This window comes from Porphyromonas endodontalis ATCC 35406 (genome assembly GCF_000174815.1).
GTDB lineage: Bacteria > Bacteroidota > Bacteroidia > Bacteroidales > Porphyromonadaceae > Porphyromonas > Porphyromonas endodontalis.
In genome coordinates this window covers 90,269-113,246 of sequence record NZ_ACNN01000014.1, presented here as the reverse complement: position 1 = coordinate 113,246, position 22,978 = coordinate 90,269, and the positions used below count along the sequence as shown (strand labels likewise).

The 22,978-nt window shown below is 48.4% G+C and carries 11 protein-coding genes and 1 pseudogene; 2 read left to right on the top strand and 10 right to left on the bottom strand.

From position 1 onward, the window contains the following. The first annotated feature begins 181 nt into the window (after nt 1–181). A complete protein-coding gene (locus POREN0001_RS03510) occupies nt 182–778 on the top strand; it encodes a sugar transferase (protein WP_040580485.1) in 597 nt (198 codons plus the stop codon). Nucleotides 779–1,069: 291 nt separating this feature from the next. On the opposite strand, the gene polA is transcribed toward POREN0001_RS03510, so the two are convergent. The 10 genes and pseudogenes from polA to POREN0001_RS09370 all read right to left on the bottom strand — a co-directional run. Then, complete coding sequence (polA, locus tag POREN0001_RS03505; RefSeq protein ID WP_004333102.1) at nt 1,070–3,883, bottom strand: DNA polymerase I; 2,814 nt, start codon at nt 3,881–3,883, stop codon at nt 1,070–1,072. A 53-nt stretch (nt 3,884–3,936) separates the two neighbouring features. After that, nucleotides 3,937–11,421, bottom strand: coding sequence for a T9SS outer membrane translocon Sov/SprA (sov, locus tag POREN0001_RS03500; protein ID WP_004333142.1), 7,485 nt, complete (start codon nt 11,419–11,421; stop codon nt 3,937–3,939). Between the two features lie 28 nt (nt 11,422–11,449). Next, a complete protein-coding gene (ruvA, locus tag POREN0001_RS03495; protein ID WP_040580480.1) occupies nt 11,450–12,049 on the bottom strand; it encodes a Holliday junction branch migration protein RuvA in 600 nt (199 codons plus the stop codon). Between the two features lie 145 nt (nt 12,050–12,194). After that, nucleotides 12,195–14,198 (bottom strand): T9SS type A sorting domain-containing protein, encoded by a 2,004-nt coding sequence (locus POREN0001_RS03490; protein WP_083797830.1) that lies wholly within the window; start codon nt 14,196–14,198, stop codon nt 12,195–12,197. A 405-nt stretch (nt 14,199–14,603) separates the two neighbouring features. Then, the gene (locus POREN0001_RS03480; RefSeq protein WP_147286675.1) at nt 14,604–16,211 is read right to left on the bottom strand and encodes a lipoprotein; all 1,608 of its coding nucleotides are present in this window, start codon (nt 16,209–16,211) and stop codon (nt 14,604–14,606) included. 11 nt (nt 16,212–16,222) lie between these two features. Beyond that, nucleotides 16,223–18,223, bottom strand: a complete 2,001-nt coding sequence (gene fimD, locus POREN0001_RS03475) for a fimbrial tip adhesin FimD (protein ID WP_147286674.1) — start codon at nt 18,221–18,223, stop codon at nt 16,223–16,225. 12 nt (nt 18,224–18,235) lie between these two features. Beyond that, on the bottom strand, nt 18,236–19,570 hold the full coding sequence (locus POREN0001_RS03470) for a fimbrial protein (RefSeq protein WP_004333140.1): 1,335 nt from the start codon (nt 19,568–19,570) through the stop codon (nt 18,236–18,238). Between the two features lie 52 nt (nt 19,571–19,622). Further along, on the bottom strand, nt 19,623–20,555 hold the full coding sequence (locus POREN0001_RS03465; RefSeq protein ID WP_004333111.1) for a FimB/Mfa2 family fimbrial subunit: 933 nt from the start codon (nt 20,553–20,555) through the stop codon (nt 19,623–19,625). Between the two features lie 123 nt (nt 20,556–20,678). Continuing rightward, nucleotides 20,679–21,857 carry a fimbrial protein gene (locus tag POREN0001_RS03460; protein WP_040580434.1) on the bottom strand — a complete coding sequence of 393 codons (1,179 nt, stop codon included), beginning with the start codon at nt 21,855–21,857 and terminating at the stop codon, nt 20,679–20,681. 399 nt (nt 21,858–22,256) lie between these two features. Further along, nucleotides 22,257–22,418 (bottom strand): annotated as a pseudogene (locus POREN0001_RS09370) (AraC family transcriptional regulator); the annotation flags it as partial. Between the two features lie 90 nt (nt 22,419–22,508). Between POREN0001_RS09370 and POREN0001_RS09365 the strand changes: the two are divergent. Next, the gene (locus tag POREN0001_RS09365; protein WP_147286673.1) at nt 22,509–22,976 is read left to right on the top strand and encodes a hypothetical protein; all 468 of its coding nucleotides are present in this window, start codon (nt 22,509–22,511) and stop codon (nt 22,974–22,976) included. Nucleotides 22,977–22,978: the final 2 nt, after the last annotated feature.

Here is a 22,978-nt window from a genome sequence, read left to right as displayed (position 1 = left end):
TAAGATGTTCTTTACTGAGGTACTAAAATGCCCTCTCCGCCACTCCATCCCTTCGTTGGATAGGATTCTCTAGCCCAAATGGTATAAGAGATTACCATTTAAGGCAAAATATCACACGGGTTTATTACCTTTGCAAAGACATAAATAGGCAACATGCAGTAATACACACACCACACGCATGATAAAGAGGCTACTCGATGTATTAGTAAGTTTGATTGGGATAATTCTTTTATCTCCCCTTTTTATCGTTGTAGCCATCCTCATTAAATGCGACTCTCGAGGGTCAGTATTTTTTCGCCAAGCGCGTGTAGGACGCAACAACAAAGACTTCGTTCTCTATAAATTCCGCTCCATGCACCACCAAGACTGGGGCAAAGACCAGCTTCTTACCGTGGGAGACAACGACCCTCGCATCACGCGGTTGGGGCGGTGGCTTCGTCAGCTAAAGATAGACGAGATACCCCAGTTAATCAATGTACTAAAGGGAGATATGAGCCTTGTGGGTCCTCGGCCTCTCGTTCGCCAGCAGGTGGAGTTGTACCCCGATCTATACCTCCCCATCCTAGCCGTACGCCCCGGCATCACAAGCCCGGCCTCCATTTACTTCCGCCACGAAAACGCGCTCCTCGGAGAGCAAGAGTGCCCGGAAGTCTATTTTAAGGAGGTGATTATGCCCAAGAAAATTGAGCTCAACCTCGAGTACGTCAAGCACCATTCTTTTATAGGCGACGTCAAGATTCTTTTGCGTACTGCCTACCTCACCATCTTCGACCGCTAAAAAATTTCTTTCCTTACACACCATAGATTCCTTTCTACCCAGAGCAGAAGGGTCTTTTTTTCTGTGAAACCCTCGTAAAAAGGCTGCCTAGAAATAAAAAGAATGGCAGCCTAATTTTTTTCATTTTTCAGGCAGCGGAAGAAAGTTTCTTGCCCTAGAGCGACCGGATTTTCACCCTAAGCATTTTCTCTATTCCACCTGCTTCTCTGTAATCTGATAGGCACAAAAAGAAAAAGAGGAGAGCACTCTTTCGGTACTCCCCTCCCTATTTTCTGATATAAAAACAAGTCTTTAATGAGCTTCGAGCCAACTACTTCCTACCCCGATTTCCACCTCAAGGGGCACTCTAAGATTGGGGATGGCTTGGCACATCTCTTGGTGCACTAAGGCTCGCAACTCGTCTACTTCGGGCAAATAGGCATCGAAGTTGAGTTCGTCGTGTACCTGCATTATCATTCTACTCTTCATGTTTCGCTCACGCATTTTAGCGTCTATACGTATCATAGCCACCTTGATAAGATCGGCAGCCGTCCCTTGAATAGGTGCGTTTACAGCGTTGCGCTCAGCAAATTGACGCACAGTGGCCGAGCGACTATTGATGTCGGGCAGGTAACGTCTGCGCCCCAAAAGTGTTTCGGTATAACCCAGCTTCCTCGCCTTCTGCACGCACTCATCCATATAGGCACGCACAGCGGGATAGTTCTCGAAGTAGCTGGAGATAAGGGAAGAAGCCTCGGAAGGATCGATATTGAGACGCTGACTCAATCCATAGGCAGATATGCCGTAGATAATACCAAAATTGGCGGTCTTGGCATGGGATCGCTGCAGGGGCGTAACCTCCTCGGGAGCCACGTTGTAGATCCGTGCGGCGGTAGAGCGGTGTACATCTTCCCCCTCCACAAAAGCCTTTATCAAATGCTCGTCTTGACTAAAGTGAGCCATGAGGCGAAGTTCTATTTGCGAATAATCGGCACTCAAAAAAGTAAACTCCGAGCTGCGAGGCACGAAAGCAGAGCGAATTTCTTGCCCCATAGCGGAGCGAATGGGGATGTTTTGGAGATTAGGATCACTCGAGGAGAGGCGCCCCGTTACGGTCACGGCTTGGTTGTACGATGTACGCAAGCGGCCATCAGGATAGACCAATTCGGGAAGAGCCTCCGTATAGGTGCCGATAAGCTTTTTCAGCCCTCTGTAATCCAAGATTTTCTGCACAATAGGGTGCTGATCTACACATTTGGAGAGCACTTCTTCGCTTGTAGAGTAGGTGTTTGTCTTTGTTTTCTTACCCTTGGCATGCAAGCCAAGCTCCTCAAATAAGACTACTCCCACCTGCTTAGGGCTACTAACATTGAAAGAGTGACCAGCCCAGTGGAATATCGCGTCTTCCGTCTCGCGGAGGTCATTCGTGAGCTTCTCGGAGACCTCATGCAATCGCTGTACATCCAATTGTACGCCCTCACGCTCCATGCGCTCCAGCACTCCGACGAGGGGCATCTCTACCTCCCAAAAGAGTTTTTCTTGCTGCTCTTGCTCTAGCTTCTCCCGAAGAAGGGGGTAGAGCCTGCGTACCACATCGGCATCTTCGGCGGCATAATCCACCAAAAGCTCTTCTGCAACATCTCGGCGCAAGTCGAAGTTCTTTTTCTCCGATAGGTCACTATAAGCAATAGTACGATAACCTAGGTATTGCTCCGCTAGGGTATCTAGATTATGCCTCTGGTCGGGAGCGATGAGATAATGCGCCACAAGCGTATCGAAGAGCGGAGTGGCGGACGAAACTCCATAGCGAGCCAAAAGTTTTTGGTCGAACTTCGCATTCTGAGCCATCTTGAGTATCTCAGAGTTACGCATGAGGGCATCAAGCGGCTGGAGGATGGCGCAAGCCTCATCAAAGTCTTGGGGAAGGGGAAGATAGTAGGCTTCGCCCTCTTCGGGAGCAAATGAGGCTACCACAATAGAGGCAGTGAGCGGATTGAGCCCATCCGTCTCGGTATCGAAGGCAAATTGTTTGCTCTCGGCAAGGCGCGCCCAAAGCTGCTTCTGCTCCTCCTTTGTGCGTACCACGTGGTAGGTGTGCGCTGTATCTTTCAATGTCGTAAGCCCTTGTAGAGAGGCTGTTCGCTCAGGAGAGAAAAGAGAATTAGCCTCTGATGGCTCCTTCCCCTCGTCTTGACTGGTAGAGCTAGAGGAGAAGAGCCCCCCTCCCCAATCGGCTGCCTCACCCTCGTTTGGGAGCAAACGCTTGGCTAGCGTGTGCATCTCAAACTCTGCGAGCAGAGCCCGGAGCTGGGGCACATTCGGCTCTAAATGGCGGAAGGTCTCCCACTCCACCTCCATGGGTACCTCGGTACAAATCTTGGCCAAATAGCGTGATAAAAGCGTATTCTCCCGCCCCTCCTCGAGTTTCTTTTTGAGGGAAGGGGATAGTTCGTCTAGGTGCTCGTAAATGGCATCAATACTTCCAAACTGGGTGAGTAGCTCCGAAGCTTTTTTCGGACCGATACCCTTACATCCGGGGATATTGTCGCTAGCATCCCCCACCAAGGCAAGGTAATCGACCATTTGCGAGCAGTGCACAAGGCCAAACTTCTCACAAACTTCGGCCTCGCCCCATACCTCAGCCCCTTTAGTCCCCGGGCGATACATGAGAGCATGCTCGGTAACGAGTTGGCCGTAATCCTTGTCCGCAGTAACCATGTAGACCTCAAAGCCCTCTTTCTCGGCACGCTGAGAGAGGGTACCTACCACGTCGTCTGCCTCGTAGTCCGGCACCTCTATAGCAGGGATTCGTAGGGCTTCGAGCAAACGTTTCACTTGGGGGAATGCCCAGAGGATTCCCTCCGGTGTGGCATCGCGTTGCGCCTTATAAGCGGTATACTCTCGGTGGCGAAAAGAGCCTCCCTCGGGGTCGAAGATCACTGCCAAATAATCGGGCTTCTCCTTTTTAATAATCTCTATGAGGCTATTGGCAAAGCCCAAAAGGGCACTTGTATTGTTTCCCTTGCTATCGAATCGGGGGGTATGAATAAAGGCAAAGTAAGCTCGATAAATGAGCATACTAGCATCAAGAAGAAAAAGTCTTTTGCCGGTAAAGGTAGGGTTCATTGGCGATCTTTCTTTTAGGACTTCTCCGAGGAGAAGAGGAGGTTATAACCAAGCTATTGCGTTAGATTGATGCGGAGGGAGACACCAAAGTTCCTGTTACGTGTGGGGAACGAGGCTGTACTTACGAGCGGATAATTCATGTTCCAATCATAGAAGGCGCGCAGGGTAAGCATACGGCTGAGGGCATAGTCCGCACTAAACTTTAGGGTGTGAGCGATATTGCCATTGGTAGCTTGCGAGAAGTTCTCTTGTATCTTACGAATCAGCATAGAGGTGCGGCTGTAACTGTAGTCCAGACGCAACGTCATGGAGCCGCCCGAAGTCAAGAGGGCATCTTTAGCTTTGCGACCAGAGGGCCTCTTGCGCTTAATCCCTAGCCACTTAAAGAAGTCATCGACCTTGTAACCAATCCCGGCAGAAATCTCGTTAGACGACGACTCAATCAACTGGGATGCTGTGATATTGAGGTTAAGGGCGCGACGTTTATTCCATCGAGAGGAGAGCGTCATCCCACTCTTGAAAGTAATCTCCAACCCGATGAGAGGATTAAAACCCTCTTGTAGGGCCACCGAGGGAATATCGTAGGGCATAGCTGCAATACGTTGTCCCGCAGTTGAGGAGCCAGAAGAGAGGTCATCGGCTGCAGTTTTCCTCAAAAAGCCGAGAGGAGTTTCGTCCTCACCAATCGCATTCCAACCTAGGAGGGAAGCATAGTTACCCACGGTGTAGGTAGAAGTATAGGTATGCGAGAGGGAGAAGTTGCGGAAGAGCTCCGAGAAGAGAGGGGATTTATTCAATCCTGTATAGGTGATACTCCAGTTAGGGAGCAGACTCTTGAGGGAGGGGAAGGGAGAGAGAGAGACAGAGCCCGGTGCGCTCGCCGTATAGGCGGCAAGGAAGGCCGGTATCAGTACATCTGCACTATTCTCTCGTACCGTAAAGGAGGAAGAAGGAGCATGAGCCTCGTAACGCTCTCGCAGTCGCTCCGCAATAATGGAGCGGAACGCGAGGAATTGGCTAAAGGCTGCAGAGGCGTATCCGTCACTCGCCTGAGCTGTAGCAAAAAAGTCTCCGAGCCCGATGGTGGTCATCATAAAGGAGCCGCCCCAAGTGCGTGGCATGCCTTCAAAAACAAATTGAGTCTCCTCGCGTTGCGTACTGTTGCGGTTGGCATTGAGGGTAATACGGAGATCTTTGATCGGTTCCAGCGTAACACGTATCCCAAGGTTGTCGGTCTGCGAATAGGCGGAGGGCCTTACATTCTCCTGCAACTGCGTAAGCCATCCACGACGAGCCGCCTCCTCTACAAAACTATTGTCCGTGAGCCCAAAGGCAAAAGCAAGCCCCGGAGCAAGGAGATCACCCTGCCGCGATTGCCCTCCTACGCTGCCTATCTGTGGCATGAAGCCCGGTAGGTTGAGATTATTGGTGTGGTTGTAGGTAATGTTTATGTCGCGCACCATCATAAGAATGTAGGCAAGATGCTGCACAAAGCGAGAGGGTTCGTCCGGTTGGGTTGCCTTCTTGCGCGCCTTTTCGTTCTCTATTGAGAGGGCAATCTGTACCGTATCGAGGTTTTGGATTTCCAGCGAATTGTTGTCTATCGTGCGCGTCTTGAGTTTGTACATTTTTCCGGAAGCGGTGCGAGCAGAGACCTTTAGGTTACGGCTCCCCAGGTTGTGACGTACCACAATGGCGCTATCGGCACGGAGCGTAATGTCCTGAGTATATCGGAGAGGAGCCGAGGCTTTTTCGGGTTTTTGAGCTTCGAGCTGCCGTCTACGGATTGTTGTATTGGACGGGGTAGCGTTCAAAGCCTTCTCGGCTTGGGCTAAGAAGGGAATTTGTCTGTAGAGTTGCATAAAGCCGAGAGCCAAAGATCCGTCGATACGTGCCTCATTGCGGATAATATTACCAAAAGAAACGCCATCGGCTCGCTTCGCTCCCAAATCCCAATTGTAAGTACCGGTATAACTTAAAGAGCCGTTAATCCAACTCATGTATGGGATGAGAGCAAAGGGGAGCTTCCAGGTAAGGGTTGCCGTTTGATCGTACTTTAGAGGACGCCCCAGCTCGGCAATACTGCGACTAACCGAGTCGCGCCAAATCTTGTAGAGGTCGGGCTCCAACTGACGATTGACCTGTACATGGGGCTCTTCGATGCGTGCATTGGTACCTGAGCGGAAAGAAAACTGAAGGTCCGAAGTCAGTGCCCAATTGAGTGTGAGAGCTCGGTTCCACAGGAAGTTTTGCACAAATGTAGCCGGCAAAGAGGGTGCATTGGCTACCCCCGGGATATAATTGCGCACTTGTTGCTCGCTGTAGTTGCGCACCATCTGAGAAGACAAAGCAATCTTCGAAGGCAACCAATTGATCTGATAGCTCTTGAGCGAGGAGACGAGATTGCTCCCCGATTTGATCCAACCAAAGGGTTTGAGAGGGGGGACTATGGGCGAATAGTCATAGGTAAGCCCCGCTTGCCAATCGCGCCTTGAGTCGTAGACGAGGTCGGGCGTCTGGTGATTGCGTTGATTGTAACTATAGCTAAAGGAGAAGTTGGCAGGGTCGTAGGGCATCGGAGTTTTGCTCTTTACATCCACCCGTATGTTGTTCAGAGAAAGAGAGTGCGTACGTGTCTCTGTTATCGCCATGCGCCGTATTGAGTCTCTCTGCGACTTGTTTGTGGTGGCTTTGAGAGCCTCCGAGAGTAAGACGTCTTGGTCGAGAGGATTATAGCGCGGAGTTATCACCTCATTGCTGTATGCATAGTAGAGGGGGATCGATACGTGTGCCTTCTCGGGGAAGAAACGCCCCATTTCGAAATTAGAGGAGACGTTGATTTGCTGTAAATCTTCGAGCCGACGCTGAGAGAGAGACTGGTCTAATGCGCCAAATCCGGCGGTTTGTATCATCCCTCTTGCCGTCACACTCCCCCAGTCACTTACCTGCAACTGCATATCGGCATTGGCTGCCCAACCGCCCTGTTCGAGGTAGTCGCTCAAACGCAATTCGTTGACCCATACCTCCGCACTCTTGCTACCTTGCCCTCCGTTGCGCACCCCTATCATGATGGTTTTCACGTTGGAGAGCGAGGGATTACCCACTACGGTGATGGTATTACGGGGGTTCTCGGGGTCGGGAGCTGCATAGCGCAGAGAGAAGTCTGCCTTGGGATTACCCTTGCTTTTCTCCATATTTCGCTCGCCCTTAAGGTCGGTAAGGTGCGAAAAGAGGATGGTCATTTTATTTTCGTCCGGCCACACGGTACGCCTGTCTGCGGCTACATCGGAACTATAAAGCCCATAGGGAGAGAGCTTGAGAGGTACGGAATACTCGTAGTAATTATTGCGATAATCGCTTCCCAAACGAATGAAAACGGAGAGGTCTCCATCCCCAACAGCGTCAGCGGCATCCTGTATGCGCTCGGCATGCGTAAAGAGCTCTAGCTTTTTATATCGACGCAGATCCAGCCCTGTATTGCGGTACACAGCGCGCGCATCTCCGGGGGCTAGATCTCGGATTTTCATGCTTAGCGATTGCTCATTCTGCTGCGTAGCCTGCGACTGTGAGGGGTCGATACTGCGCAGCACACCGGGGGGGAGCACGTAGTTAATGGGCTGACGGTCTCCATTTTCTTCGATATTAACAGCGCTGACTTCCATTGTCGCTTTGGTGGCAGGCAGTAGCGAGGGGTCGTGCAACTCCCTATCGTATTGCCGCCAATCCCCGCGTACCAATTTGAGTGTACCGAAGCGAAGGAACGTAGCTTCGCGGAAACCCGTTAGGTACATACGCATAAAGCGAACCGTCTTGAAGTCTGCAATACCCCCAATCTTGCGATCAAACCCTCGCACCGGCACCTTAAACTGATACCAATTGACCGTCTCTCTCGTGCCATTCGCTAAGGAGACCGTGGCCGGACGCACGTCTACGATATGATTTTTGCCCACCACCATATCGGCAGGTTTGAGCGAGATTTTATACTCAAAATACTTCTCATTTTCGTTGAGAGTATTGTCTTGATTTATATCTTCGGCATCGGGTACGGAGCGGCTGGCTGTGCTGTAGGGGTCGTTGTTGTCGGTTGCCTCGGCACTATTGCCCTGCACGCCATTGTAGTACTTGTAGCGGTCGAGGATAGGAGCTTGAGCCGCATCAAAGGCCGTATTGCGGAAGTGCATAAAGTTATCCCCTGCGGGGTCGGATAGGGGGCTCATGGGGTCTCTCTCCCACTGAGACAGCACGGCTCCTCCTACCTTGCTGCGGATTGCATTGAGGTAATCTACGTAAGCCGGCCAGGTCTTCTCCTCATCGTCGTTAAGTCCGTTGAAGCCGACATCCTGCTTTGTACGCGCTCCGGGCGAATTGTCGAAGGCATAACCAGCTCCCTGCCTTAGGGGTACTTTACCCCAGATGGTACTCTCCGTCGCTTGCGGATCGTCGTTGATGGGCATCCCATTCTCAAAGAATTTCTTTTCGTCCTTGAGTACCTCTTCGCTCACTTCTCCTAGGTTGATGTACAAATCTCCCCCTTGCCCATCACGATTGTAGATAAAGGGATCGAGCAACCAAAACTCTACATACTCTATGTTTGCAGCCTCAAAGTCGCTCTGGTCTACCTTACGCATAATTCCACCCCAGTTGTCTTGCGGGTTAGAGAGTGTGCCATCGGGCAATAGGGCATTGGCGTTTAGGTTGTAGGGGCCACGCTCTTGGGGATAGTACGATAGGCTAAAAGTCTGCAAATAACTCAAATAACTCTGGCCGTAATCGCGGTAGGGGAAGAGCTCTTGCATACTTACCTCTCGCACATAGTGATTGCTGAGGAACTCCGGATTATTGCGGATGTAGCTGGGGGTTAAAGACGAATTGGCCCGATTGAACATGGGGTCGATATAAAACCACGACAACCTAGCGCGCCTATTGCCGTAGCGAAGGTCGTTGCTAAGAGCCGCCTCGGGGAACAAAGCCGAAGCTCCGTCCTGATACGGAGTAGAGGCCAGCATCCAAGCATAGGGATTCATCAAATCTATATACCCTTGGGAGGATTCGAAGTCATCAATATAGCTGTAGCCCTTGGCGTATCGCCCTTCGTAATGCCCCGGGATGAGGTGGGCGAACTCGGCATTTAGCTTCAATTCACTCGGTTTTGTGAGATCGAGGAAGGGTAATTTGTCTATCAAATTGGTAAGGCCCTGCCACTCGGTGCGATAGCTCAGGTTGGCCCCCCAGAGGGTGTTGCTCATCGATTCCGCCCCTATTGCGCTCTTGGTGGTAAGAGGCAGCTCCGAGAGGTGCATAAAAGAGGCTCCAATGGTGAGGTCTTTGCTGAAGCTATAATTGGCATCGAAGCCCACCACTGTTTTGCGTTGCATGTTCATGAGTCCCTTATTTTCGAGGGAAACATCAATGCGTGTACCACTATTCAAGATCGATTCGTTGATGATAGTCACGGTACCCATGGCGTAGTTGACGGTGTAATCTACATTCTCCGTAAGGAGTGCCCCCCCAGCTGTAACTCGCACCGAACCGGGCGTTACGTTGGCAATACCGGCACCAAGACTAATCTGCCCCGAAGATGCCGCCTTGTACTCCCCTCGCAGGATAAACTTATCGCGCTCGGCAGCCTGCCGCGCCACCACAGAGGTATTGTCGTAGATCTCTTGGTATACATACTTATCGGCAATGGCGTCATCCCCGAGTCGCTTCCGCAGTGCCTTACCAAAAGGCTCTACCGTGGTAAAGAAAATCAATCCGCGGCGTGCCTGCACGGTGTAGCCCTCCACAAAGTCGAAAACCCCATCGGGATAGGCTTCTCCTCGGCTATCGAGGCGATCCATACCGAGGTATTGTAGGAGGAGTTTGCCCTTTGCATTCCCTTCATCAAGATAGGGAAGAGCCGTCCCAGCCTCGTCGTTACGATAGTATATATCGAGTTTGAAGCGATCTTGTTGTAGGTCACTTACATTGGAACCTAGGGTGTAGACGTTGCGCATCATAAAGTACCAATAGGGAGCCGATGGGGTCATGGCCGATCCTTTGATAAGCTTTACATAAAGATTGTCGCTGCTGTTTTCACTTCGGTCTGTACTGAACTCGCCCACTTGGTAGACCTTCCCTTTATAGGTATACTCGTAAGCGATACCGAGCACTTCGTCTGCATTCAAGCGCGTATTGAGTGAGATGTAACCGAGCGAAGCATTGAGAGAATACTCATTGGGCGTCAAACGGCGAGCACTCTCGAGCTTCTCGTAATCGGTTCCTCCCACAAAATGCCCCTGCAATAGCTGCCCCACGCGATCGATGCGGCGGAGATCCGGCTTAGAGAGCAACTCCTCGTAGAGCGAATTGGCACTATTGTCGGGCGCACCTCCCGTCTTATGCGTGGCAATTACCCCGGGCGCCGTGAGCTTCTCAGGCTCCCCTAAATCCGTAAAGGCAACAATATTGCGCGCCTCCTCAAAGCGTGCGCGTTTGTTGGTAATCCACACTTCTACACGATTGATCACCACCCCCGACGAAACAAACGGAAGGGCGGAGAGGGCGTGATCATAGCCATCGCGGAAGTAATGCCCGAGGAAGAAGTGGCGGTTTTCGTCGTAATTGTTTGCAGAAAACTCAAATGGTGTGGTTTGTGCTCCACGCTCCGAACTCACCCGCTTGGTCTCTGCCTCTTGCTGGCTCACCACCATGCTAAGTTGGAGCTTGCCAAACTGCATTTTGGTGTGAATCCCGAAGAGAGAGGCTCCGCCTTGGATGAGCGAGTTTTTGGGTTGTAGCGAAACGCTCCCGGCCTCCACAAGCTTAATAATATCGTCTTCTTCTCCCTCGTAAGCAAGTTTGAGCTTACGAGCATCGGTATCGAAGGTCGTTTCTGTGTTGTAATTCAAACCAAAATTGAGCTTCGTTCCTACCGAGGCTTGTACATTGGCTTGTATCTTCTCGTCAAAGTCGAAGAAGGTATGACTGCGAGCATTCTGAGGCAGGGAGGGATTGTCCGTTGCGTTGGTTTTTACACCAAATAGTAGCTCTGCCGATCCTTGGGTTCGCAATTTCACCCCTCCGGGACCAAATATTTTTTCGGCAGGTCCTAGCTCAAAACCGAAATCGAAGGGGTTGAACTGCTGCTTGCCCTCTTCCTTGGCACCCTCACGATCGCGCTGTGCAAAGTAACTTGTGGCGTCGCGTCGCTTGAGGTAGGCGAGGTACTGTTCTGTGGTGTAAATAATGGGAGTGCCGATGCGCTTTCCATTGAGGGTGGTCACGTATAGGTAGCAGCCCGTGGCTCCATCGTAGATAAATTCGCTCTTTAGCTGGGATGGATTGCGCAAATCCATGGGATGCTTCCGAGCAATATCTTCGGCAGTTTGGGGATGCGTCTTCTGTACTTTGGGACGATGGGTAGTGTCTGCAACAGAGGCAATGCGGTAGGGCACTCTAGGAGAACGCACCAAGGCTCCCCCTCCCCACCACGAAGAGAAAGCGAGAAAAGCTAGGGCTAGAACAGCCAAAAACCAACGTCTCTGTTGCTGCGACATATGGGGAACCGGCTAGCAAAAAGGGTAATCAAAGACGCTTTAGAGCCTGCTTGATCACCTCCTCCACAGGGAGATGAGCATCCGCCCCAAGCACTGCCTTTACCGCCTTGCGGATAGCTGCCTCGGGGAATCCCAGCATCTTGAGGGCGCGTTGAGCCTCGTCGCTCACAGCCGCTACCTCGGGAGCATTTCCACCCTCGGGCATTCCCTCCGAGAGGTCGTAGGCACTCAGGTCGATCTTTCCTTTGAGATCCACCACAATACGTTGCGCTGTTTTAAGCCCAATCCCTTTTACATTCTTGAGCAAATCCACGGCTCCGTTACCGATAATACTTGCCAAATCGTTGGGCGTATACGAGGAGAGAATAAGGCGAGCGGTACTAGGCCCCACCCCCGAAACAGAACAGAGTTTCTCAAAAAAAGCTCTACTCTCCTCCCGCACAAAGCCATAGAGGAGATGGGCATCCTCTCGAATGATCTCGGTTATCCACAGACGAGCAGAGGGTTTCCCCTGCAAAGCGGTGTAATCCGTGAGTGTTATGTTTATATCGTACCCCACTCCTCCCACATCAAGCAGGGCATTTGTTGGGGAGAGTCGATCTATTTTTCCTTCTATATAGGCAATCATATAAATATAACGCATGAGGGGCTCTGCCTATTGTGATTAGGCCGAACGAGAAGCTCTGTATATCTCCTTCTTACAGGAAAGGGGGACACTCCACAACAGAGCATCCCCCTCTCTCTATCAAATTTATCTTGCTACACCAAGACCATTAGCGATGAGAGATTTGTACCGAATAGGCATTTTTACCACAACGTACAATGTAGGCTCCCGAGGGAAGGGCTCGTACATCTAAGCGAGCAAAACCCTCTATAGCCCGGGTTTGGAGCAATATCTGCCCATCCAAACCGTACAATTGGATAGGCTCTTGGACAGTTAACCCCGAAATGAAAATGAAATCACTCGTAGGATTGGGGTACACTGCAATGGGGTTCTCTCCTGAAATCTTAGGAGCATTGGCGGTGGGAATGCCGTCGTAAGGGGATTCTTTGAAGTCTGCATCTACCTGATAGACTTTCCAGAATGCATCTAGAGCGATCTTTACATCGGTGTCTAAGCATTCATTTTTCTCATCTTCTAGCCCCGTACCATACACTACAATAGCAGCTTGGGGATTAGCGCCTTCATAACGACGAGGGAGAGACTCCATCAAGCGAGTCATATCTGCTCCCTTTATCTTGTTCAGGAAAACGGTGGCACTATACAGCATAGGACTTGCAAAAACAACCTTATCAAGTTCATTGGCATGTAGCTGCACCATCTCAAGTTTCTTATTCTCAGAAAGATTGATTTGAGACAAGTTGCACCCTGCCAAGGTCAAGTTTTCAAGATTTTTCCACTTAGAAGGGTCTACGCCGGAAAGCGAAGTATTGCTACATTGTAACTCTATAAGCTTATCCGAGGGAGCAACATCTATTTTGTTGATTTTGGTTGAGAGAGCAACAAAGGCTTCGAGGTCTTTTGCATTCTTTAGATCCAATTCCGTAACAGGACAGCGAGATACGTCCACTCGCTTTAGCTTGACGTGCTGAGAGAGGTCGAGAGAATTGATCTTTGGATTATCCGCACAAATAAGCACTTCCAGCTCCTTGTTGCCGGAAATGTTGAGAGAGGAAATCTGGCACTCAGTGAGATCGAGGTAGCCTACCTTACCTGTTATGGTAACAGTTTGGCTCGTCAAGACATACTCATCACGCCTATAATGATATTGCCAAAACTCGGCACCTTCGACGTTGAAATCGGCATCATCTACGCCCTCAATACGCATATGGATCTCCTTACGGACGGGGATCTCTGTGGTAAAGGTGATCTTATCTTCTGTATAAGATGGCACATAGTCTTGCCCCTTATAGTCTTTGCGATCTTCTGTCTTTGTTCTCCAGTGCTTCTTTCGTGCAATCTTCACATCGCTCACGAGACATACATTCCCTTCAGTATACTTGGGATTATCACCTGTGATAAAGAGCCATCCCTCTTCCATTCCATCTTTGTTACGATCGGGGAGATCATTCATCAACTTGGTCATTTTCTCTCCCTTAATTTTATTTCCGAAGAGGAGAAGAAATCGCAATCCTTCGCAACCCGTAACATCAATTCCCTCTAGAGCAGCCGGAGCAAAAGAGGCTACCGACAGGTTCTTTAGGTTGGCAATGTTTACGGAAGTAAGCCCCGTAAATCCGGCTCCAATGGTCTTAATCTCGGTATTTTTACTGAAATCGAGTTCCTTCAGTTCCGGATTGTTATTGATGTAAAGCTCCGCTAACTCAGGACACTTCGTAAGGTCAATTTTCGTGATAGCACAATTCTCCACAGAGAGCATGGTGAGAGGGTACGTATCCAATCCCTTAAAGGTAACCTTGTCGGAGGTAAATTTGTAGTAACGAGTTTCATTAACATGATACTCATCCCACTCGCTGTGGTCAAATTCTACTCCGTCCATCTGCCCATCGGGGATAGATGTGGCAATAACAACAGTCTGCCCCTTAGGCTTGTTGTGTTCCATTGTAATAACCCCTGGCTCCGAGGCACGTAGAGGCGACCTCCTAGACTCTACATTCTTATCTTTATCCCCCATGGGGAGAAGATGTTTCGTCCTGAGGGAAACAAGAAATGGGATTTTGGCTTTAGACTGCTGGGCAAGCGGCTGCCCAAAAGCAGAAGAAAAAAGAGCCATCATCACAACCACGAGGCTCATAATTGTAGTTCTTCTTTTCATAGGGTTCTAATAACTTCTTTCAATTCAAAACGACTATAAGAGGAGAGTTTTCAAATAAGAAGAATACTGCTAAGCAGAGGCTTCTTATCCCAGCCAAAGTTACAAAAAGATTTTACGTAGAGTGCGTTTGTGTGCAAAATGACAAGAAAAGCAAAAAATCTCTTCATGGGAAAGAGAAAATAAAACAGGCTAATATCCAGTAGGTATACAGGTCAGAAAGTTTTTCTTTTTCAGGCAGCAAAAAAATATTTTATACCCTGTAATAGGAGTGAAAATCAGGCAAAAAGGGGAGTGGAGAAAGGCACTCCCCCAAAAAGAAGCCCCCTCCTTTTTTCGAACAAAAAGGGAGGGGGACTTCAGAAGCACTCTTAAAATGAACAACATTAATTCGTAATATGAATTTCTTTAGGAGCAAAATACCTCAACGGAACGTACCTCTATAGTCTCTGCTGAGCCTGACCTATTCGACTTGAGATTGCACTCTATACGTCGCCCTGCAGGCATAGGTTTGGAGAGAGTATACTCATAGCAAGTCCTTCCTTCTACTCGTTGGAAAGAAAAGCCTTGCCCATTGGATGGATAGAAATGTTCTGTAAAGACTCTAAAAGTAATGGGGAGCAATGCTTCGCTAAACTCATCCGGGAGAACGAACTCAATCTTTAGGCTAGCTCCTTGCGTCTTAGTGACCCTTACGTTTGAGAGGTTCGTTTGATCATTTGCCTTAAAGCTCTTATACTCGTAATGCCTACGAACCTCTACGCGTACAAGGCGTTTGAGGTCATCATTATCACTCACCCCTACAACCACATCTGAGGTAAGGACTCCCTCTCCTTCCGCAGGCTGAGGCGCAAAATGGAGCGTAATCTTACCACTAGCGTCTACAGTCGCACTTGTAACAGCGTCTCCTGTAGGCCTCACCGTGAGTTTACTGTTATCTTGAGTAGAGGAAGTTTGATTGGGAAAGTAGCGGGCGTTGAAGGTAGCCTCACGCTCATCATTGGTAAGAGAAAAGTACGTTCTATCAACCTCCAAGCGACCTTTGCCATCAGAGAAAGAGGGAAACATCTGTACCTCGTCCGAGAGAGCGATATTGTTGGCCGCTGCTCCGGCAAGAGCCAGCTCGGGGGTAGCATACCCCTTTACACGCACATCCTTGATCGTAACTTTGAAATAATGATTACGCAGGAGGTGGTGGCGCTTAGTCTTGTCATTCTTATCAACAAAGTCTATCTTGTAGTACGAAAAATCGGCATCATTCCCAAATTTTGCCTTTAGTATGAGACAGGGTACAGATGGAGAGAGGGTGTTATCTCGCTCATACACGTAGAAAGGGCTTACCCCATCCGTAGCGTGCCAAGGCTTATTGTTGGCAAAAGGAACTCCTGCAGGCTCTGTGGGGATAGTAACCGGTCTCTTAAAGGCCTGGTCCCGATTGGGGGCAGAGGGATCGAAAGGTGCCAATGTACCTTCTGCCAGCGTATTGTAGATACTATAGGTAGCCTCTTTGACGGCATCCGTATCCACAATTAGATTGCACTTTGTCATATTACGAAGAAGCAGAATAGCTCCCAAATCGGAATTCTTCTGTACGCTATCATACTTCTTGCGCGCCCACATGGGGATGGTTGAGTGGGCAGCAGCCCTGAAGGAGGGAAGCATCTGCATTTCGTCCCGCCCTATCCATTCACTCTCATTCGTAAGAGATGCATTGGCGACAAAATGGATGATACGAGGTTCTGCACAAGGTGTAATAGAGGCAGTGTATGCTCTCGTTGAGCCTTGCGAGGTGAGCGTAGCCGTTGCTTTTTCCACAAAGTGACCATCGCGGTCGAAGACCCACAACTCAAGGTTACTGATGCCACTCTCGTCTAGCCCTCCCTCTCGTGCTGTCGAGAAGTCGGGCATATCTATAGAGAAGTGTATCTGCTCCTTACCTGTGGGAGAGGGCAACTCTTTGGAGGCACATGCCGAGAGTGCCAGTAGAGCTACTAGGTATAAAAGTATTTGTTTCATTGCCTTCATCTCTAAATCGTATTATCTTTTACATCACGGACGCAGCGTATATGAGCCCTATCAGAAGAGGATCCTCCAGATTCAGGATGGGTCATCAGCTTCGCACCATTCGCCGAATAAGAATCCCAATAATATCTCCCCGTCATAATTCGTTTTACGGCACTCTTGGTGTCATTCTGCAATTGATCAATCAGTTCAATCTCTGCCTCTGTCGGGAGCCTCCAGCCTTTGACTTCCTCAGTAACGCCATCTTTAACCCGATACTCTACATAAGTCGCACAATTGTAAGTTGCACTCTTTTTATTTTCAGTATCTATTTGCGGCTTTCCTGAATAGAAGAAAGTAAATCTATAGTAAGGCCAGGTGAGAGTTGCCCCCAACTGAGACGCCAACTCAAACGAAGGAGATACCATCCTGGAGGTTTCCAGGTCATCCTTAGTAAGATCATGGGACTCTTTGTAGGTATTCCTTTCGTAGAATTTTACCGGTTCCATAGGAGGGAACCCGAGTATCATATTCGCTGGGGGAACTAAGATACGAATGTGATACATTGCTTTATTATGGAGGTGAGGTGGCAAATTTCCATCGGGATTGAGGCTAGAGCTTGTACCCATGGTATGGATTATAAAACTTGAGGGAACTTGTGTTACCTTCACCTTTTCGACGAGACCGGAAACCCCATTTGTTACTTCAAACTCTATATACTTAGGGATATTATTCTCTGGGATAGAGGAGCTAATGGAAATTGAATTGGCATCACTGGTAATGGTAGGATACTCCGACTGCCCACTTCCGTAGGAGATCGTCTGTAGTACCCCCTTATCATCTACATAAGTCGCATACACCTTTTTGATATTGATAGTGATAGGGTGCTTTGACGACTGATAAGGAAGACTATACTGAGTCGCATTCTTCATCTCCACATCATGCTCAGCAACAACGAGGAACTGGGTTGCGGGTAGACCGTAGGAGTCTTCGTGCTTGCTCCACTCTTCTATCGAGATAGCCCCTGTTACAAGTTCCGGATTTTCGGGGGAGGGAGAGCCAATAATTTCTATTCGGAGAGATAGCTCATAGAGTTTATTGGACTGTAGGGATTTTTGCTGAGGTTCCAAAGGCACTTTGTAATAGTGGTCCTTAGCCATATTGTCGCTTTCACCCACCTTCTTCATCTTAATCTGCACCAAGAACTCGGGGCGCCGGTCTAAAGCTGTAGACGAAGCCCACTCATTGTAATACGAATAGAAGTGTGCGGATTTTTTTCCTCCGGCGGTGACTTCAGTTACAGACCGATAGTCTGTTGTTTTGTATTCAGCAGTAGGGAGATTCTCCGCAGTTGCCAAATACCCCCGATCTGCATAGTTACGAAGCTTGACTTGGGCATCCCCCACTTGCACGTAGCCGGCAACGTCTACAGTGGGGCGAAGTAGTCGTATCTTGGCAGCCACGCGCTTGAGACCAATAGAACCCAAGTTTCGACCGGCTTGAGTGGCCATGTCAATCCTCTTATTAATCGCACTCCCAATCATCACAAAGCTAGCGGGAGCCGTGGCATTAAGCTCATCTGCAACCACTTCCTTGAGTAGAGCGGCTTCGGTGGCAGGTGCTACAAAAGAGGCTTTGTTGCACACAACGTACACGTTGAAGCCATTAACGCCATTGAGTTGCGCCTTCTTATCATCGGGCACCGGTATGATGTAGTGACGCCCTGGGGTGGTAATACTTCCATTTGGAGTGATCCCTCCTTGTCCGCTCTCTTTACTTTGCCAAAAGAGTTGCCCACCTTTGTAGAAAAGGACGGTAATGGAAGATACGGTATTCTCGTTGTAAGCATCTTCTCCCACCTCTGTAGCGCGAAGGTCTGTTGGTGAGACTTGCAATTGAAGCAGCAAAGAATTTTTTCCAACATGAGCCCCTCCATCGCCAAGAGACTCTCTAGTACACCCTACGCTTGCAAAGAAAAGTGCAATTGTAGTAAGGACAAGAGGGAATATATATTTACGGATCATCATTTCGAGTAGTAGCTAAAATTTAGATTTCTGTATAATCTCAATGCGGGTAAGGCGTAACCCGCCCTCTTTTTTGAGCACGACTTCTTTACCATCCACCGTAAAGTAAAGCTCAGTCTTACGGGGCTTATTGCCAGGGACTTTCAAAGGGACAATCGTAACCGTATAGTCCCTGTCTACATTTGTATCTCCCGAGGTATCCCCCTGAAGAGCAAACTCCAAACCATTGGTAAGAGTAGCCTTCCAGTGACTTCCTTCCGTAGCTTTAATACGGATTGTTACAGAGAAAGGATGCTCTTTGGATGTGTAATTAGGGCCGGGGAATACACTACCAGGTTCCAGCTTGCCCTGCTGTGGCTCCAAGATTTTATGCTCTAACTCTTCCACATCCCAAGGCAAAACTTCGGTAGTAAGCATCAAGAAGGGAGACTCTCCCACCTTGGTAATATCCCCTTTGAGCATGTAGTGATGGTTACGCTTTATTGAGTAATGATGATCGGCAGAGCTATTTTTGTCATTGACATAAGCGTAATAATTGGTGGCAATGCCATTGTACAACGCTTCAATCATAAGGATAGGAGCACGGCCTGTAGAGTCTGCCGAAGAACCTAAGTTCTCGTAGACATAGAGAGGTTCCTCCTCTTTGATGTAGGGTTTGTATTCGGTATCATTATTGACAAGAGCCATTGTCTCTACCTTGGTCCATTCCCAAGGAGTACCCAATGGAAAGACGATACTACGAGGAATAAGAGGCTCCGTTTTTGCCAATCGGTTGATAAGAACTTTTCGGATCTGCACTTGATCTGTACTCAATGCAGAGTGATGCTTGAGAGAAAGTGTGACCTTGGCAACGATACGCCGGAGTGGGACTACAGCTTGTACAGACTGATCGGGTCGAAGGGTTGCCTCAGCCTCGCCTGTAAAGACAAGGGGCAACACGGCAGAAGCGGACAGCTCATCCGACAATACCTTCTTGAGCTCTCGCTCAAAAACGATGGTCGAAAGACGTGTACCGAGGGCGTCGCTTTCATTTGCCACAACGTATATCTTACGAAGACCGGCGTGGGCAACTAGAGAAAATGGATTGGTGAATGCACTTGTATTGGCAATAAAAAGCTGCTGTACGTCGAGCCCTTCTCCTTTGAAGACAAGGATACGCACTTTGGTAATCTCCTGATCTCCTGCGAAAAGGGAGCCGCCCCGAAGACGAGTCTCCGGCAACGACAAATTGATGGTAGCCTCTTGGTCTTCGGCAACATTAAGTTCCCCCTTTCGGGCACAAGAGGCGATCAGTACTGTGACGAACAACAACAGAACCTTCAAGAAGGCTATAGGGCTATTTAGTTTCATCTTTTAGATTTTGTTTCTTGCATGGGTTTTCGCATCCTATACAACGGGGTGACTAATAAGTTGCAAATTGATGTACAACATCCCAAGGGGTAACTACCACTAAAGTATTGAGTGAAGACGAACGCATATCGATTAGGATATTGAGCATTCGCCCTACCTCTGGGACGAACTTCTTACCATCACTGCTCTCTGTAAAGGAGAGCTGCTTCTTGCCATTGGCGTAAAGATCGAGCACCAATGGAGCAGCATTTAAAGTCGGGAATATGCGGAAAGGAGCAACAATTAGGTTGCCATTCCCTTCTATCACGCCCTTAGGACGATAAGATACAGGTTGCCCTCCCAATTGTTGGTGGGAGATATAGGTATCGGGGGTAGTCCCCAATGTGATGGCATCTGCAATAGTCTGAGAGGCGCGTAGCGGAGAAGTCTTAAGATGTTCTGCCCAAGATTTGTACCCAAGGACAGTGACGGTAACCTCTGCTGTGCGGCGTGATATCTCTACTGTGATGGTACTATTTTTCTTATTAAGATCGTACTCCATCTCGTGCTCTATGCTGCCGGCAAATAGGTCTGTGGGGGATTGGGCAATACCATCTTGAGATACAAGACGTACATACAGGTCGCTCAAACGAGTGATCGAGGAGAATTGTTTTCGATCATCTTCTGAGGGGTTACCCCAAGCCACACAAGTTATCTTCGACGCGCCTTTCGACTCCACAAAAACGGGCTTTTGAGCAACGATTTGCGCAGCATTCAATTCTTTAGTCTGGAGGCAATTGCCTGCCTCATCGAAAAAGAATAGCACAACACTCTGCACTGCCCCGCCAGAGGTTATATCCTTGTTATCTGCATCAATAGCTTTCACCTTGAGGAAAAAGGGACGAGGACATTCTGAGAGATCGTCGTATATACAACCTGTCAACAAGAAAGTCACACCCCAAAAGAGACTCAAGAAAGTCAGTAATAATTTCTTTGTGTTGCGCATACTATTGTTTTACAAATAAAGGGAGCTATCAAAGGAGCTCTCTATCTTATAAAAGGCTGGGTAAGAGAAGAGGAGGCATATACCCCTCTTCTCTCTCCCGTAGGTAATCAGAATATCTCTTTCTTACCAAGTAGCATTTTGAGTAATGATAACCCAATCAACGATCTTACATAGAACGTCGAGGTTAGCTTTTTCGTCGGTCTTATCTTCAGGCTTATTCGTACCAGGACCTGTAATCGTTAGCACCACGTTGTACTTTGTATTACGAACGATTTTGTCTCGTTCAGTCCCACCATTGTAAGAATAGTTGTTAGATGTTGCATTGATGATTACAGGGTAGTAAGTAGTAGCATCTGTTTCAGAAACGATCCATCCTGCTGCAAAAGCCTTCGCCATTTGTTCGGGGGTCAACGGATCATTATTCTTCTGTACGAGAGTCCCCTTGAGACAGAGGATCGTAGGATGTTCTTTACTTGCATTTTCTAGCACATAGAACCCCTTCTTCATGTCAGAATCTTTGATATCTGCTTGGCTAATAGCAGTCTTGAGCCAAGCAGCCTCAGTGTAGTTGGCAGGTGTTAGGGAACCAGAAGTAACGTGTACACCATATAGATAATCTTGGTTTGCAACATTGTAAAGGCTTGAACCAAAGATCATGGAGTTCTTCTTAGCAATCAAAGCGAATACCATGCCATCGTCAAACTTCACATTATAGTCCTTATACTCGGGCTTAAAGGTAACTTTTACACCTTCGAATGCGATGGCAGCATGCACACGCTTAATCTGAAGAGGAGCCCCCACAGAGATATGCTCATCAGCAGGATTACCTACACTATTGGCATAACCATAATAGTTTTTTCCTGCTTTGAGGGTGATAGAAGTAAACTCAGAAGTCATAAGAAGCTTGTTGTGCGTCTCATCATCTTTTGCCAATTCATAAGTAAGTTTCTCTAGTTCTTTCTTCGTTTTCCCCACAAGATCCATAGAGGCGGGAACATTAGCTAGCACAACCAAGGTGCGCTCTCCGGCACTACACTCGATATCCTTCACCTCAGGAGCCCCAGCTTCCCCAACTTTGATTGCTTCTTGTACATCACCCTTGTAGATAATAGCAGTAAGCTTCTCAATGTGCTTTTCTCCATCTTCATCGCCATAAGCACGCATCCCAGAGGCATTACCTGCCACTACAATACTAACTTTGGCATTACCTTTTTCCTTGGGCTCTGCCTCTTTGTTACTTTTACAGCCAACAGCCAAGAGGGCAAGAGAAACCAAGCCTGTCATTAAAACTTTTGCTTTCATTTGAACCATACTTTATATTATTACATTAAACTTATATGTGCGCTATGACTCTTTATCTCATATCTAGCATTCCCCGCAGAAAAATAGGGCACTTCAGAGCAGTGATAGGAAAGGGATATCCCTCGCATGGAAAGCTCAAAGAACATCTTATCCCTTTTCGGTAGAGGCCCCGATAGTTATTCCGCTCTCGCTATCTTCCGTTATGTATACTCAATGCATTCTCGTCTTCATTCTTTTTTCGTTTTGATGACGGTGCAAAACTAAAAAAGAGGAATTCGGGGGACGTGTCATATCTGAAAAAAAGTGTCTCATAAGTGTCTCATATTTGCAAGAGACTCTAAATCAAATGAATATGAATGAGGAAAAAGTTGTCACCTCAGCTCTTTTTCCTCTTGAGAGTTACTTCCTTATCTTCTTTTCTTTGGAGATGACCTTGTATTCCGATGGTGACATGCTGTAGTAGGATCGGAAGCAGCGGTTGAAGATGGAGCGAGAGTTGAAGCCCGATTGGTATTCCACCTCGTTGATGTTTAGGTTGGGATTTTTGTCAGTCAGGAGAGCGCTAACTGCGCAAAGTTTGCTGCAGGATTTTGGTTTATTACTCCTATCTGAACAATCCGCCGCAATTTCATCGGATGATTTATTGAGCGATTGAACAGATTCTACAAACAGACTTTCAAGAAGCGAGGAGCACTCCCCTCGACCGAGACAGTAGTGTTTTTAATGGGAAGAATAGCGAGGAAGAAAAACCAACCTCCTATGCAAGATCGCTGCCTCTTTTCAAGGATTGGGATGCTCTCAGAGTGTTCCAAAAAAATATCTAAAGGAAAAGTAATGACAAGGAACTCCATGCTAGGAGACTACCCTTACACTCTTTTCCAGACACTAACAAGAAAAGGGATATGGCAGGGGGGGGCGGGACTTCTCTCCACCGCCCCACGTCTAGTATCCGAGAGGGAAAAAGAACCCTGCGACAGGGTCACTAGGAGCCTCTGCCGCAGGGCAATCAAGAATATAAATTATGGGGAAAAGAACTTATCAGCGAGAGCAAGAAAGGGCGGACATATCTACCAAGATGCTCATCTCATCTACCTGCCCGATGCCAATAAATCTTCCTAAAG